Source organism: Stenotrophomonas sp. SRS1, from assembly GCF_026130205.1.
GTDB lineage: Bacteria > Pseudomonadota > Gammaproteobacteria > Xanthomonadales > Xanthomonadaceae > Stenotrophomonas > Stenotrophomonas rhizophila_B.
This window is the reverse complement of the sequence record NZ_JAINFD010000003.1, coordinates 764,775-780,022: the sequence shown is the minus strand read 5'-3', so window position 1 is coordinate 780,022 and position 15,248 is coordinate 764,775. Positions and strand designations below refer to the sequence as shown.

At 61.1% G+C, this 15,248-nt stretch carries 12 protein-coding genes; all 12 read left to right on the top strand.

The genetic code is table 11. The features are described 5' to 3' along the window. Window positions 1–65: 65 nt before the first annotated feature. Complete coding sequence (locus K4043_RS14325; protein ID WP_102788976.1) at window positions 66–1,436, top strand: pyridoxal-phosphate dependent enzyme; 1,371 nt, start codon at window positions 66–68, stop codon at window positions 1,434–1,436. Window positions 1,437–1,555: 119 nt separating this feature from the next. Further along, the gene (locus K4043_RS14320) at window positions 1,556–2,746 is read left to right on the top strand and encodes a cystathionine gamma-synthase (protein WP_265309710.1); all 1,191 of its coding nucleotides are present in this window, start codon (window positions 1,556–1,558) and stop codon (window positions 2,744–2,746) included. 23 nt (window positions 2,747–2,769) lie between these two features. After that, a complete protein-coding gene (locus K4043_RS14315) occupies window positions 2,770–3,528 on the top strand; it encodes an ABC transporter permease (protein WP_265309709.1) in 759 nt (252 codons plus the stop codon). Continuing rightward, on the top strand, window positions 3,449–4,924 hold the full coding sequence (locus tag K4043_RS14310) for an ABC transporter ATP-binding protein (protein WP_265309708.1): 1,476 nt from the start codon (window positions 3,449–3,451) through the stop codon (window positions 4,922–4,924). The genes K4043_RS14315 and K4043_RS14310 overlap by 80 nt, the downstream gene beginning before the upstream one ends. A 17-nt stretch (window positions 4,925–4,941) precedes the next feature. After that, window positions 4,942–6,747, top strand: coding sequence for a class I SAM-dependent methyltransferase (locus K4043_RS14305; protein WP_265309707.1), 1,806 nt, complete (start codon window positions 4,942–4,944; stop codon window positions 6,745–6,747). Window positions 6,748–6,755: 8 nt separating this feature from the next. Further along, the gene (locus K4043_RS14300; RefSeq protein ID WP_265309706.1) at window positions 6,756–8,987 is read left to right on the top strand and encodes a hypothetical protein; all 2,232 of its coding nucleotides are present in this window, start codon (window positions 6,756–6,758) and stop codon (window positions 8,985–8,987) included. 147 nt (window positions 8,988–9,134) lie between these two features. Further along, window positions 9,135–9,866, top strand: a complete 732-nt coding sequence (locus tag K4043_RS14295; protein ID WP_265309705.1) for a glycosyltransferase — start codon at window positions 9,135–9,137, stop codon at window positions 9,864–9,866. Then, on the top strand, window positions 9,863–11,272 hold the full coding sequence (locus K4043_RS14290; RefSeq protein WP_265309704.1) for a glycosyltransferase: 1,410 nt from the start codon (window positions 9,863–9,865) through the stop codon (window positions 11,270–11,272). Before K4043_RS14295 ends, K4043_RS14290 begins: the two co-directional genes overlap by 4 nt. Then, the gene (locus tag K4043_RS14285; RefSeq protein ID WP_265309703.1) at window positions 11,269–11,958 is read left to right on the top strand and encodes an NAD-dependent epimerase/dehydratase family protein; all 690 of its coding nucleotides are present in this window, start codon (window positions 11,269–11,271) and stop codon (window positions 11,956–11,958) included. The genes K4043_RS14290 and K4043_RS14285 overlap by 4 nt, the downstream gene beginning before the upstream one ends. 81 nt (window positions 11,959–12,039) lie before the next feature. Then, the gene (locus K4043_RS14280; RefSeq protein WP_265309702.1) at window positions 12,040–12,783 is read left to right on the top strand and encodes a glycosyltransferase family A protein; all 744 of its coding nucleotides are present in this window, start codon (window positions 12,040–12,042) and stop codon (window positions 12,781–12,783) included. Next, window positions 12,780–14,222 (top strand): glycosyltransferase, encoded by a 1,443-nt coding sequence (locus tag K4043_RS14275; RefSeq protein ID WP_265309701.1) that lies wholly within the window; start codon window positions 12,780–12,782, stop codon window positions 14,220–14,222. The genes K4043_RS14280 and K4043_RS14275 overlap by 4 nt, the downstream gene beginning before the upstream one ends. Further along, on the top strand, window positions 14,219–15,241 hold the full coding sequence (galE, locus tag K4043_RS14270; RefSeq protein WP_265309700.1) for a UDP-glucose 4-epimerase GalE: 1,023 nt from the start codon (window positions 14,219–14,221) through the stop codon (window positions 15,239–15,241). The genes K4043_RS14275 and galE overlap by 4 nt, the downstream gene beginning before the upstream one ends. The last annotated feature ends 7 nt before the right edge of the window (window positions 15,242–15,248 follow it).

Sequence of the window (15,248 nt, the reverse complement as noted above, 5' to 3'; positions counted from 1 at the left end):
TTTCGCCGCCAACCGTCGGATAATCACCGGTCCGGCCGCCCAGCGGCGCGAATCGATGTGAACCGATGGCAATCCACTCGTCCGTACTCGAACTCATTGGCCAGACCCCGATCGTCAAGGCCCAGCGCCTGGATACCGGTGTCTGCGAGCTTTACCTGAAGCTCGAGAGTGCCAATCCCGGAGGATCGATCAAGGACCGCATCGGGCTGTCGATGATCGAAGCCGCCGAGCAGCGTGGCGACCTCAAGCCGGGCGCGACCCTGGTCGAGGGCACCGCTGGCAACACCGGCCTGGGCCTGGCGCTGGTCGCGCAGCAGAAGGGCTACAAGCTGATCCTGGTCGTGCCGGACAAGATGAGCCGCGAGAAGATCTTCAACCTCAAGGCGATGGGTGCCGAAGTGCGCCTGACCCGGTCGGACGTGGCCAAGGGCCACCCGGAGTACTACCAGGACATGGCCAAGCGCGTGGCCGAGGAAACCCCCGGCGCGTACTTCATCAACCAGTTCGGCAACCCGGACAACCCGGCCGCCCACGAATTCGGCACCGGCCCGGAAATCCTGGCGCAGATGGATGGCGACCTGGATGCGATCGTGTTCGGCTGTGGCAGCTCCGGCACCATGACCGGCCTGTCGCGCGCCTTCTCCACGCTCTCGCCGAAGACCGAGCTGGTCCTGGCCGACCCGGTCGGCTCCATCCTGGCCGAGTACATCAATGACGGCGTGCTCAACGACAAGTCGGGCAGCTGGCTGGTGGAAGGCATCGGCGAGGACTTCCTGCCCTCGATCGCCGATTTCAGCCGCGTCACCAAGGCTTACGCGATCAGCGATGCCGAGAGCTTCCACACTGCGCGCGAGCTGCTGGGCAAGGAAGGCATCCTCGGCGGTTCCTCGACCGGCACCCTGCTGGCCGCGGCGCTGAAGTACTGCAAAGAGCAGACCACCCCGAAGAAGGTGCTGGTGCTGGTCTGCGACACCGGCAACAAGTACCTGTCCAAGATGTACAACGACTACTGGATGCTGGACAACGGCTTCCTGGAGCGCCCGCAGTCCGGCGACCTGCGCGACCTGATCCTGCGCCCGTACGGCCAGCGCGACACCGTCGTGATCGGCCCGAACGATCTGCTGACCACTGCCTATCAGCGCATGAAGCTGTATGACGTCTCGCAGCTGCCGGTGATGGATGGCGACCAGCTGGTCGGCATCGTGGATGAAAGCGACGTCCTGCTGCATGTCTATGGCGACGAAGCCCGCTTCCGCGACCCGGTCGCCACCGCGATGGTCAGCAAGCTGGACCGCCTGGACGTGAAATCGCCGATCGAGGCCCTGCTGCCGGTGTTCGACCGCGGCCAGGTCGCCATCGTGATGGACGGCGCCAACTTCCTCGGGCTGATCACCCGCATCGACCTGCTGAACTACCTGCGCCGCCGGGTACAGTAAGCGGCTGCGTCGCAATGAACCCATGTTTATCCGCGTCAACGGCCGATTAAGCCACCGCTGATAGACTTCCGCTCCTTTTGCGGGGGCCCCTGTGGGGGCTCCTCTTGCTGGGAAACAACATGTCCGATCACGCTTCCTCCGGGCACGGCGACCGCTCGCTCGCCCTGGCCACGCTGGCCATCCATGGCGGCCAGTCGCCGGATCCGAGCACCGGCGCGGTGATGCCGCCGATCTACGCGACCTCCACCTACGCCCAGTCCAGCCCCGGTGAACACCAGGGGTTCGAGTACTCGCGCACCCACAATCCCACCCGCTTCGCCTACGAGCGGTGCGTGGCCTCCCTGGAAGGCGGCAGCCGCGGTTACGCGTTCGCCTCGGGCATGGCCGCCAGCTCCACCGTAATGGAACTGCTGGACGCCGGCAGCCACGTGGTGGCGATGGATGACATCTATGGCGGCACCTTCCGCCTGTTCGAGCGCGTGCGTAAGCGCACCGCCGGCCTGCAGTTCAGCTTCGTCGACCTGACCGACCTAGCCGCGTTCGAGGCCTCGATCACCCCGCAGACCAAGATGGTCTGGATCGAGACGCCGACCAACCCGATGCTGAAGATCGTCGACATCGCGGCCGTCGCTGCGATCGCCAAGCGCCACCAGCTGCTGGTGGTGGTCGACAACACCTTCGCCTCGCCGATGCTGCAGCGCCCGCTGGAGCAGGGCGCGGACCTGGTCCTGCACTCGGCCACCAAGTACCTCAACGGGCACTCGGACATGGTCGGCGGTATGGTCGTGGTCGGCGACAACGCCGAGCTGGCCGAGCAGATGGCCTTCCTGCAGAACTCCATCGGTGCCGTGCAGGGGCCGTTCGACAGCTTCCTGGCCCTGCGTGGCCTGAAGACCCTGCCGCTGCGCATGAAGGCGCACTGCGCCAACGCGCTGGCCCTGGCCCAGTGGCTGGAAAAGCACCCGGCCGTGGAGAAGGTCATCTATCCCGGCCTGACCTCGCACCCGCAGCACGAGCTGGCGACGCGCCAGATGAACGGCTACGGCGGCATCGTCTCGATCGTGCTCAAGGGCGGTTTCGCGGCGGCCAAGCGCTTCTGCGAGAAGACCGAACTGTTCACGCTGGCCGAGTCGCTGGGTGGCGTGGAAAGCCTGGTCAATCATCCTGCGGTGATGACGCATGCCTCGATCCCGGTGGAACGCCGGGAAACGCTGGGAATCAGTGATGCGCTGGTGCGGCTGAGTGTGGGGGTTGAGGAGTTGGGGGATCTGCAGGTGGATCTGGAGCGGGCGTTGGCGGAAGCAGCCTGATGATGGGTAGACGTATCGAATTGATGCTGAGCCTGACCGGCCGTGACATCAAGAAGAAGTACAAGGATTCGCTACTCGGCGCGCTGTGGGGCGTGCTCGTCCCGCTGATCATGCTGGCGATCTATACCGTCATCTTCAGCACGATCTTCAGCGCCAAGTGGAAGGGCATCGAAGTCCATACCAAGGTCGACTACGCCGTTCTATTGTTCATCGGTTTGATCGTCTACAACTTTTTCGCCGAGTCGATCACCCGTGCGCCGACGGCGATCCTGAGCAATCCGAACCTGGTGAAAAAGGTGGTTTTCCCGCTGGAGGTGCTGCCTCCGGTCGTGGTGCTTTCGTCGCTTTACAATGCCGGTGTTGCAACGATTGCACTGGTCGCGTTCCTGATCTTCAGCAGCTTCGGATTGCACTGGCAGATCATCCTGTTGCCAATCCTGATCATCCCCATGCTCGCGCTGACCATGGGCGTCACGTATCTGTTCGCTTCCCTGGGGGTGTTCTTCCGTGATGTGGATCAGCTGGCCGGCCTGCTGGCGCGCATCCTGCAATACCTCACTCCGGTTCTGTATCCGTCGATCATCTTTCCCGATGCGATCGGTAAGTGGATGCGGTTGAGTCCGTTGGCCGTGTATGTGGAACAGACCCGCGCGCTGATCGTTGCCGGCACGCTGCCGGATTGGGGCCTGTACAGCTGGGCGGTTGCTTGGTCGTTGGCCATCTTCTTCTTTGGTTATTGGTGGTTCCAGCGTACCCGGAGGGCTTTCGCTGATGTCGTCTGAAGATCTGGTCATTGATATCGAAAATGTCAGCAAAGTTTTCAACATTTTCGACAAGCCCTCCGACCGCCTTTTGCAGATGCTGCTGCCGCGCCTTGGGCGCTTCGTGCCTGGCAGTAGCAACTGGTCGTCCCGGCAGCGCGGGCGCGAATTCTGGGCGCTGCGGGATGTAAGCCTGAAAGTGAAACGCGGCGACGCCGTCGGCATCATCGGGCGTAATGGCTCGGGCAAATCCACGCTGCTGCAGATCATTGCCGGCACCTTGGCCCCGACAAACGGCAAGGCGCAGGTCAATGGGCGCATCGCCGCCCTGCTGGAACTGGGCAGCGGATTCAATCCGGATTTCACTGGCCGCGAGAACGTCATCCTCAACGGCATGATCCTCGGGTTGACCGAGCGTGAGGTCATGCAGCGTTTCGACGCGATCGCTGCCTTCGCCGACATCGGGGACTTCATCGAGCAGCCAGTACGCACGTACTCCAGCGGAATGATGCTGCGCCTGGCATTCGCGGTGCAGACCCAGGTGGAGCCGGACATCCTGATCGTCGATGAAGCCTTGGCGGTGGGCGATGCGTTGTTCCAGAAGCGCTGCTTCCAGCAGATGGAGGCGCTCAGGGCCAACGGGTGCACGCTGCTGCTGGTGTCGCATGATCAGGAGTCCATCCGGACCTTGACCGACCACGCCATCCTGCTTCGCGATGGTGCCGTGCGCGCGGCCGGCCCTTCCTCGGAAGTGGTCCTGGAGTATCGCAAGCAGCTGCATGATGACGAGCGCGACTACTACGCTTCGCTCAGCGCGCAGCACCTGCAGCATGCGCAGAAGGTAGTGGAAGCGCAGCAGCCGACCGAAGGCCCCGCCCATGATGCATCACCGGTGCTGGGGGCACGCAGCGACAAGCTGTCGTTCGGCGACTACGATTGCGTCGTCGAGCGTGTCCGGATTTTCGATGAGCGAGGCGAGGAATGCGCGTATTTCCTACCGGGTGAGCGTGTCGTCATCGAAGTCGTCGCGCGTACAGTGCGTGACATGGACAAGCTCAACGTCAATCTCCGTCTACGCAACAAAGAAGGCGTCAAGCTCTATTCGTGGGGCACCTTGAACCAGGACGTGACCCGCTGGGCCGAACTGGGCCAGGCGACCCCCAGTGTCTGGGGGACTACTTTCGCGGCCGGCACCCCCTTCGCGATACGCTTCTCGTTCGACTGCGACCTGGGCGTGAACTTCTATGAAGTGCAGGCCTCGGTCTCTGAAGAGGTGGAGCGTTTTGGCGGTGCGCAACGGATGCTGCACTGGCGTGATGAAGCGGCCTTCTTCCAGGTAGGCATGCGGCAGAAGGAATACACCTTTGGTGGCGTCTGCGACCTGCGCATGCACGCCGCGATTGTTGACGCCGAATAAATCAGGAAAGCCCTGCAATGGATATGAACCCGACCGCTGCCCATTCCGCACTTTCTCCCGCTGCCGTACGCGTGGCGGTGGCACGCCTTCTGGCCTGGCTGCCCGCCGGGCCGGTGGCCGTGCTCGGGGACCCCGCGCCGCCGCTGTTGCGTGCGCTGCGCCAAGCTGGGGTGGCCGTTCAAGGTGACGTCGCGGGTCGCACGACTGTGGCCGCCATCGTCGTCCTGGAGCGGGCCGATGCCGCGCAGGCGAGCGAGCAGCTGCAACCGCTGCTGGCCGGCGTTGCGGGGCCGGTGTGCATCGTCGTTGCGGGCGAGGCGGCGGCCACCGGCAACCGTGCCACTTGGGAGGCCGCTGTCATCAAAGCCGAGTGGCGCAAGCATCCGCTCAATGAGCGGGTCGCCCCGTACGGTGAGCTGGATCGGGTGACCGGCTTGCTGATGATCGCCTTCGAGCGCGTTCCCGAGCAGGCCCTTGCGGTGTATCCACTCAAAGCGCTGGAGGAAGAGCGCGACCTGCATACCGACATGACCCGCGAGCCGGGCCGTCGTTCCGACGCGCACATGACGCGGTATGCCCAAGCCGCCCAATTCATCCAGGCGGGTGATCGGGTCATCGATGTCGCCTGTGGTCTTGGCTACGGGTCTTACCAGCTGGCTCACAACAGTCTCGCCGTTTCTTTCACGGGGCTGGATGCAAGTGAATATGCGGTGGACTACGCCAACCTCAATTTTGCTCCGGCCTCGCCGACCGCGATGAACTTCGTCGTCGGCGATGCGCAGAATCTGTCCGACATGGCTGATGGTTCGGCCGACTTTGCCGTATCGGTGGAGACACTGGAGCACCTGCCTCAGCCGGATCTGCTGCTGGCCGAGCTGCATCGCGTACTTTCTCCGCGAGGCCGCGTGTATGCCAGCGTGCCCAACGACTGGTCCGACGAAACCGGCGAAGATCCCAACCCGTTCCATTTTCATGTGTACGATTGGGCGCGTCTCGTGACGCAGTTCCAGCGCCATGGCTTTGTGATCGAGAAGGCGTGGCTGCAGGATGCTGGTGGCGGCCAGAAGCGCCACTTGTCGGCGCGCTCGATGCTGGAGATCGACCCGGTCGCGGGTCCTGCCTGCGACGGTGAATGGCTGCTGGTGCTGGCGCGCAAAGCCGGTGCGCCGCAGCAGGCCGAAGAAGATCCGCTGGCGCGCGTCCGCGCACTCCTGTCCGAGGGCCGCCGCAACGACGTTCAGGTAAATCTGGAAGCGCACTTCAACGCCACCGACCCGTTGCTGCGTGCACGTGCGCATGCATTAGCCGCCATCATCGCGGCCGGCGAGGGCGCCGCCGACGTCACGGGTAACCACTGGCAGCATGTGCAGACCAGCGCGCGCGAAGCCCTGTCCACGCTGTCCACCGAGACCGATGCTGCTGGCCTGCTGCATCTTGCGGCTCGCCAGCTGGCCACCGACAACGATACGCGTCCTGGTGCGCTGCAACTGCAGTTGCGGGCGCATGCACCCGTCTTGGCTACGGTTCTGGGCGTGCAGCCGGCATTGCTGGCCGATATCGATGACCGCGCCGTGGTGTCCGGTCCCGTCGAAGGTGCCGAGCAGATCAATATCGGCGCGCGTGACGTGCGACAGCTGATCGATGCCAAGGCGTGGCTGGACGGCAAGTTCCACGAGCACATGCAGCGTATTGTCGAACTGGAACGCTATACCACTGAGCTGGAAGCGGCTCGCCTGTGGCTCGACGGTCAGTACCATGCGTTGACCGCCGAGGTGCAGCGCCTCAGCCCGCCACCCACACCGCCCTCCGACAGCGCTGCGTGACATCAGCGATGAGTGATTCTTCCCCGCCCACCACTTCGGCTCCGCTGCTGACGCCCTTGCTCGCGGCTGATCTGGCCGAGTATTGTCTGCGCGCGACGGGTCCGAGCAGCGTGCAGCTTGTTGGCGAAGCGCTGGCGCACTTGAGTACAACGCTGTTGGCGGCCGGGTGTGAGGTGTCCCGGTATGAAGCGGTCACGCCCGGTGATGCAGCGGTCGACATGGTCATTGCGTGGGCCGCCAGCGGCGAGGAATGCAGCAGGTTCCTGGCGCCGGGTGCTGCCGCCGTGGTCATTGTCGGTCCGGCAGGCGCCGTGCAGGACGCCGAGACGTGGGTCGCACAGGCGGCCAGCCTGGGCTGGCAGCAGCACCCGGCGCCATTCGCCTTGTCGGGCGCGTCGGACGACGTAACCGTTCGGGTCTTCGCACGGTCCGGTGTCAGTGTGACCGACCCTGCCTCGCTGCTGCGCGCCAGTTACCATGGCTTGGCGGCCGCACTGGTACGCCCCGGTGATGCCGTGCTGGCTATGGATGCCGCAGAGGGAGATCTGTGGCGGATTGTTCTGCAACAGTCGCGTTGTAGTTGGCTAGGGGTGGTCGACGACCAGCTCCGCCCAGCGGGCGAGCCGGGTGTCGAGTGGCTCGGCAGCACCCAGTGGCAGCCGGCCCCCAGACCGATCGACGTCGTGGTAACCCGGCTCTCTCATGACGGCAGCGACTGGATACAGGAGGTGCAAGCTGCGCATGCGGCTCTGGTCAGAAGCGGCCGCTTGGTAATTGCCGTGCCGCTCGACTCCGGCCGCAATCCGCTGCAGCGGGATCTACTGGCGCTGCTGGAGCAATCGGGGCTGGTGATTGACCGCGCATGGTGGCAGAGCCTGACGCGTCCCGCGGGCCCGGATCAGTTCATCGAGGTATCGCGCGACGCCGTCGGCCAGCTCAAGATCGATTCCGACAGCGTCGCTACAGCCGACGCGCTTGTGCTGATGGCGGTAAAGGTAGGCGGCCCAGGCATCGCGCAGGACCCATCGCTGAAGGCGCCGAACCTCATCGCCTTCCATCGCGACTATCTCGATGCCAGCGTGGTGCGCCTGATCGTGGCGGTGGGCCTTCGGTTGGAATCGGCAGCGCTGCGGCGGCCGATAGCGCGCAAGGTGATGCATGAAGCTCCGGTAGATTCGGCAGACTACGGTGCCGCCGTGTGCGTGCTGCTTTATGACCCGGTGGCGCTGGAAGGCACTGGCCGTGCCGAGCTGCTTGCTGCCGCGCGACTTTATATCGACGCGCCCGCTGCCAATCCAACCGTACTTCGGTGGCAGGTGTCGCTGGCGTTTGCCGCCGCGTCCCTGCATCAGGCCGGCGGTGATCTTCATCAGGCCGCCGAGTTGTATGCCAGGGTTCTCGCCTTTGACGTCCTGGCCTTCAGTCCGCTGCTGGGTACCAAAACCACCACTGCCGCTGTGCGCCTGGGGTGGATACATTTCGGCCGAGGCGAACTTGCCGCGGCCCGGCAAGTGTGGGCGCGCGGTTTGGATGAAGCCCGACGCCTGGCTTCACAGCCGGATTGGTCGGCCGTCATCGGCGACTCCGACGCACCGGAAGTCTTCGCCATGCCCGAGTTTGCTGCGGTCATGGATGAGGCGGGCTGTCTGGCGTCTGCGCTGCGGCTGACCGCCGAAACACCGCTTCGGGCGGGGTTGGCCTGGCAATGGAGTAACCGCTCATTGCGTCTGCAGTTGCTGGAAGCGCGCAACGAGCAACAACGCCGTCAAATCTGGCAGGACAACCTGCAGGAGGCGAAGGATTGGTTGGACGGGCAGTACCACAAGCTCAATGCCGAGCTTTTCCGTCGTGATCAGGTGATCCAGGCGTTGGACGCCACCGCCCGCAAGCTGGCCATCGAGAGCGACGGAGTAAGCGCCGCATTCCGATTGGCGCATCGGCATGCGGTCGGCGAGAAGGCAGCGCTTTCTCAACAGTTGTATGCCATGCATTTGGAATACGACCGATTGTTTGTCGATCATCAACACTTGAGCAATACCAATCAACAGTTGATCGGTGCGGCACAGCAGCTCAGCGCAGCCGCCGGTGCCATTATGTCAGGAAAATCGCGGAATCAACTTCCGGCGGAGTCTATCGCAGAGGAAATGTTCCGGCTCGCAAATGCGCTCAATCGGCTGCCGTTGAAGCCATTGGTTCGCACAGTACTGCGTGCTCTTACCGCGCTGCTTGGCAGGAAATGATGCGATGATCTCCAAGTTGGCCGCTGTCATTGATCTAGAGTGCGGAAGCGCCTTCGGTCCGTGCCGCGTTGCGCAGCCAAATTTTAGTTTCTCTGCGCAGATGACACAGAATTCAGCTGCTTGGGTGCTTAGTAGGAAGTTGGTCCGATGAATTATGAATTGAGTGTGGTCGTAACCTTCCACCGCGAAGGAATACTTGCCCATGCGTCGCTGAGAAGCTACCTGCAGGCCAGGGAGCTCGCAGTCCGGGCGGGTATCGCCACCGAGATGGTGCTGGTGCTGGACAATGCTGATGCCGAAACCTCACGCATGATCCGAGCTCATCCGGATCTGCAGGGTGATGAGACCATTCTGGAGCTTTCATTGGGAGATGCCGCACTCGCACGGAACGCTGGGATTGGGCAGGCTCATGGCACCTACGTTTGCACGTTGGACGGTGACGATTTGGTAAGTCGCGATTACTTCGTGAGGCACGTGGAATTTGCCCGCAACGCGGATGAAAGGGTCATCCTTCACGCTGAAATCGTCATCAGCTTCGGTGCCAAGAATCTCTTCAGCTGGCAGGTTGACCAAATCGCGATGCCATTCTCGAAGGATATGCTGATTTCCGTGAATCCTTGGGTCAGTGCTGTGTTTGCGCGCCGCGAAGTGTTCAAGGAGGTTCCCTACGTGGCATGTTTCCCGGTGCAGACTGGCTTCGGTTACGAGGACTGGCACTGGAGCTGTGCAACTACTGCTGCAGGCTTTGAACACAGAGTCGTGCCTGGTACGGCTTACTTCTACAGACTCAAGGAATCCGGCTCCGTAAATTCGGTGAGTAATTCCATAGGAGTTGTAATGCCCCCCAATGACCTTTTTGGATTTGGAGGGCTGCGATGATCAGGCGTTTCTTCGGCCTTGTCCGCCGCATAAGCGTTCGTCAACTGATCCGTAATCCACGCGCGGAACTGGGACGTATCCTTGCCTGGTTTTCGAGAAGGCTTGAAAGAGTAGCCACTGTGACGTCGCATGGGCAGCCGGAGATCCCGGCGTGGTTGCAGGAGGAAATGATTGCACTGGCAAGCGTGGAGCCCGGGCTGCTGTCCGACAACGGCGCCCCAGACCAGTACCGGCACTATGGCATTCCCTTCATAACCAAGCCTGGCGAAATCTATCGTCAGCTCGTTTCCGAAGTGGGTGAGCGCCAGTACACCCATGTCATGATCCTGCCATGGCTGGTGCGTGGTGGAGCGGATCGTGGTGCCCTCTATCACCTCGATGTGTGGGCCGAGTCCATGCCGGCCAGCGATATCCTCGTGCTGCTGACCGAAGGAGGAGAATCCGCCTGGGCTCATCGCGTGCCCAAAGGTGTGAAGGTTGTTGAATTCGGAAAAATCGTGGGCTCGATGGGCATGGAGGGGCAAGTGCAGCTGATGACCCGTTTGCTGGTGCAGTTGAAGCCAGGGGTCGTGCACAACATCAACTCGCGAACCGCTTGGGAGTCGATGAGGATGTTCGGTCTTGCATTGCGGCAGCGCTCCCGATTGTATGCGTCTCTGTTCTGCGACGACCACGACCAGAACATGGTTCCTGTTGGCTACGCACGTCGGTACCTGCGTTCCTGCTATCCGCATCTGGCCCAGGTATTCTGCGACAACTCGGTGTATCCAGTGCGGTGGTCAAGAGAGATCGGCGTTCCACGCGCCGTTTTTACCGTGATGAAATTTCCATACGATCGTGAAGTCGTGGAAAAGGTAGATTCCTTCGACCTCCCAGCGCCCCCGCGTATCCTATGGGCAGGACGGTTCGATCGGCAGAAGCGCCCTGATGTATTGCTTGCGATTGCCCAAGCGATGCCTGACGTGATGTTTGATGTTCACGGCGTTTCTGTGCTTGGACCTCGACATCCTGCGATGGAACAGTTGGGTGCTCTGCAAAATGTGACGTTGCACGGCCCCTTCGTTCGTTTCGAGGAGATTGTACGATCAGACCATGCGGCCTATCTCTTCACGTCTTCGTGGGAAGGCTTGCCCACCATTCTGCTGGACGCCGCAGCTGCTGGCTTGCCAGTCGTTGCACCTGCCGTAGGGGGCGTCGTAGATCTGATAGAGAGAGACTGGCTCGTTGATGACCCTGATGATGTGGACGCACATGTTCAGCGCCTGCGTACCTTGGTTTCCGAGCCTCAACTGCGGAGGTCCCGCAGGGCCGACCAGTATCGCGCCCTTTCAACTGGACGCAGTTGGGTGGATTTCAAGAACGCCATTGGTTCGATCGAAGGCTATGCCAGGAATGCTGAGGCATGATCATTGGCCGTGGAATGGTCGCTACCGCGTTCGCCCCCGTCTGGCGGGATGATCGGGACGTATGCATCCTCGCCGCTGGCGTATCCAATTCGAGGGAAGTAGACCCGGCGCAGTTCGAGCGTGAAGAGGTCCTTGTGCGATCCGTACTGGCGTCAGATGTTCGCAGGGTCGTCTACTTCGGCAGCTGTGCTGTAGGCAACCCCAATGAAACCGAGAGTCCTTACCTTATCCACAAACGACGGATTGAGGGATTGGTCATCGAGGATCCGCGCGGACGTGTTCTGCGCTTGCCCCAAGTGGTAGGCCATGGCGGAAACCCAGGGACCCTGACTAACTTCCTGAGCGAACGCATCTCTCTGGGGGAGTACTTCGAGGTATGGAGGAATGCGGAGCGCAATCTGATTGACGTCGATGATGTCCGCGCTCTGGCCACCCATGTCATTCGTAGTGATGGCCAGTATCCGCGGGTGGTCTCGCTGGCGGCTCCGATCTCGACCCCCATGCTTTCTATCGTGCACGCCATGGAGGAGTCCGTAGGCAAAGCCGGCAACTACGGTCTGCTTGACAAGGGAGCTCCATTTATAATTGATGCTGACGATTGCGTCCGGGCTGCAAAGGACATCGGAATCGGTTTTGACGAGAACTATTACAGGAGGGTCATTGCCAAGTATTATTCGATCTCCTAGTGTCTGCTTCTCCCTTGCCCGAAGCCGAATGTACTCGCGCTCTCCGCGGACGACTTGATTACCCCTTTTTTGGATCTCGCCATGGCAAAGCCGCATTTGAGTGCAATCGTCACCTTTCACAAGGAAGGGTTGCTCGCACATACAGCGCTGCGTTCGTACGCGCTTTCCCGCGCCGTGGCGCGAGAGGCTGGCTGGCAGGTACAGCTCGTTCTTGTGCTGGACAATGCTGACGAAACAACGAGCAGCTATGTAAAGAACCATTTTTGTCTTGACGGATCCGAATGCATGGTCGTGACCAACGTCGCCGACCTGGCGCTTGCCCGTAACGTTGGCGTAGCCAATGCGACCGGAGACTACGTCTGCACGCTCGATGGCGACGACCTAATTTCGCGGGAGTATTTCGCCCGCCATCTTCAAGAAGCAGTTCAGCGCGAGGGACGATTCATCTTGCATCCAGAGCTCGTGCTTAGCTTTGGAATGTACAACGCATTCAATTGGCAGCCTGATCAGGCCGGCCCTTACTACGATCCCAAGTCAATGCTCTCCGTCAACCCATGGATCAGTGCGGCTTTCTCGACCAGGCGGGTGTTTGAAGAGATTCCCTACGTAGCATGCTACCCCAGCACCACGGGGTTCGGATATGAGGATTGGTATTGGAACTGCGAGACCATCGCGCGCGGTGTTGTTCACGGAATTGCGCCGCACAGTGCCTACTTTTACAGGCGAAAGGTTTCGGGGTCCTTGAACCAGGCCAGCCACGCGATGAAAACAGTGATTCCAAAGACAGTCTTTTTTGAAGCACAATCTGCGGCGGCCGAAGCATGAGCACCATCCATCGCGTACTGGAGCAGATCAAACGCGCGCTTGATGCAATGATGCCCAGTCTGCCTGCTTCTATCGAGGCAGCGCGGGAGGTGTCCCGGTTGGATGTCCCCAGCACCCCCACCATGCCGAAATGGCTGCAGGATGAGATCTTCGAGATAGGACACCTGGATCCGGATCTGGTTCCTCCCGGTGACGTCCTCGACCGCTATCAGTTCTACTCTGTGCCGTCGCTGCCCGCCGCAGGTGCGGCCTATGCAGAGCTGGTCACGCATTTGGATGATGCGTGCTTCACCCATGTGCTGGTGATTCCTTGGCTCAAGCAGGGCGGTGCCGATCGCGGAATTCTTTACCACGCGCAGGCAATACTGGAGTCGAAGGAGGATAATCGGCTGCTCCTCCTTGGAACTGAGCCTGGGGATTCTCCATGGGCATCGCGCTTGCCCGCGTCGGCCGTATACGTCTCCTTTGGAAACATCGTGGGGCATCTGTCCCTGGATGATCAGGCGCGAGTGCTGGTGCGATTGCTTGTTCAACAGCGGCCGCGTGTCATCCATGTCGTCAACTCGCGGGTGGGTTGGGAGGTCGTGCGTCAGTATGGGTTAGCGTTGCGGCAGCATTCGGCCCTTTTCGCCTCACTGTTCTGTGATGACTATAGCGAGAGAATGTTGCCGGTCGGGTATGCGCGCGACTACTTGCGCGATTGTCACGCTGCATTCAATACCATTTTCTGTGACAATTCGCAGTATCCAAGGATCTGGAACGAAGATCTTGGGATTCCGCAGAGAAGCTTTACAGTCCTCCCATTCCCGTACGACGGAAACGTGCCGGCTATCAATGCAAAAGCCAGGTCAGAGGATGGCGCACGCCGTGTTCTCTGGGCAGGTCGTCTTGATCGCCAGAAGCGCCCTGATGTACTGGTCGGGATTGCAGAAGCTATGCCGCACGTTGATTTCGACGTGTTCGGTGCACAGGTAATGTCCGGGGGCAACGCGGCGATTGAGCGGCTCAGGACGCTGCCGAATGTTGTGCTTCACGGCGAGTTCCAGCGTCTTGAAACAGTAGCCAGTGGAAATCACTTCGCCTACCTGCATACCAGCGCATGGGAGGGAACTCCTACGATCCTGTTCGACGTTGCATCGGCCATGCTTCCAATCTGTGCGCCCGCAGTAGGCGGAATTGTGGACTTTCTCGAACCCGAATCACTCATCGCCGATTACGAAGACGTCGCAGCCTTCGTTTCGCAGCTTGAGATATTACGCTTGTCTCCGCAGGAACGAGAGCTCCGCGTCTCGAGGCAGTTGGACATGTTGCGGCGGACCAGACAGTGGGGGGAGTTCTCTTCCAAATTGGAGGCGGCCGGCCCGTACCTCCGGGGCGGGCATCAGGGTGCTGAGCTCGCCGCAGTGGAACCGTCCAGTAAAAATGGGGGCATCACGTGAAGGTCGTAGTCACTGGCGGCGCCGGGTACATCGGCTCACATACGGTTGTCGAGTTGCTGGAGCGCGGACACGATGTGCACGTGGTTGATAGCTTCTGCAACAGTGAGCGCAGCGTAATAGCCCGTATCGCAGGACTCGTCGGCAAGCCCGTGCCATTCTCCGAACTGGATATTCTTGATAGCTCAGCGCTAACGGATTGTCTGATCGAGGTCCGGCCGGACGCCGTGATCCATTTCGCAGCATTGAAATCTGTTGGCGAAAGCATCTCTATGCCACTGGAGTACTACAGGGCCAACGTTGAAGGAACTATATCGCTGCTGTCAGCGATGGACGCAGCTGGCTGCAGCAGGCTAGTGTTCAGCTCTACAGCGACTATCTATGGCGAGCCCGAAGAATGCCCTGTTCCGGAGACCGCTTCGTTGCGGCCCCCGACGCCTTATGGGCGCACAAAACTCGCTTCCGAATGGGTCATTCGTGATTGCGTGGATGCCCCGGACAGTAAACTCATCGCTGTGATTCTCAGGTATTTCAATCCGGTGGGCGCCCATCCGAGCGGCCTGATCGGCGAACTGCCTAGGGGGCTTCCCAACAATCTTGCGCCCTACATCACGCAGACTGCGGCGGGCCTCAGGTCGCATGTTCGGGTGTTTGGCGCGGACTACCCAACCCCTGACGGGACGGGGGTGAGGGATTTCATTCACGTGGTTGATTTGGCAGTCGCCCATGTGGCGGCATTGCAGGTGCTGGAGGGCGGTGATGGAAAGTCGCTGACCCTTAACCTGGGCACGGGACGGCCCTATTCGGTACTTGAAATGATCCAGGCCTTCAGTGATGTTGTCGGTCATCCTGTTCCATACGAAGTCGTTGAACGCCGTACCGGAGATATCGTTGAGTCTTGGGCCGATCCATCCCGAGCCGAGGCGCTTCTCGATTGGCGAGCTACCCGCTCGCTCAGGGAGATCTGTGAAGACGCATGGCGTTGGCAGCGCAACTTGTCGTGCCGTGCTCTGGAAGACTGATCGGTAC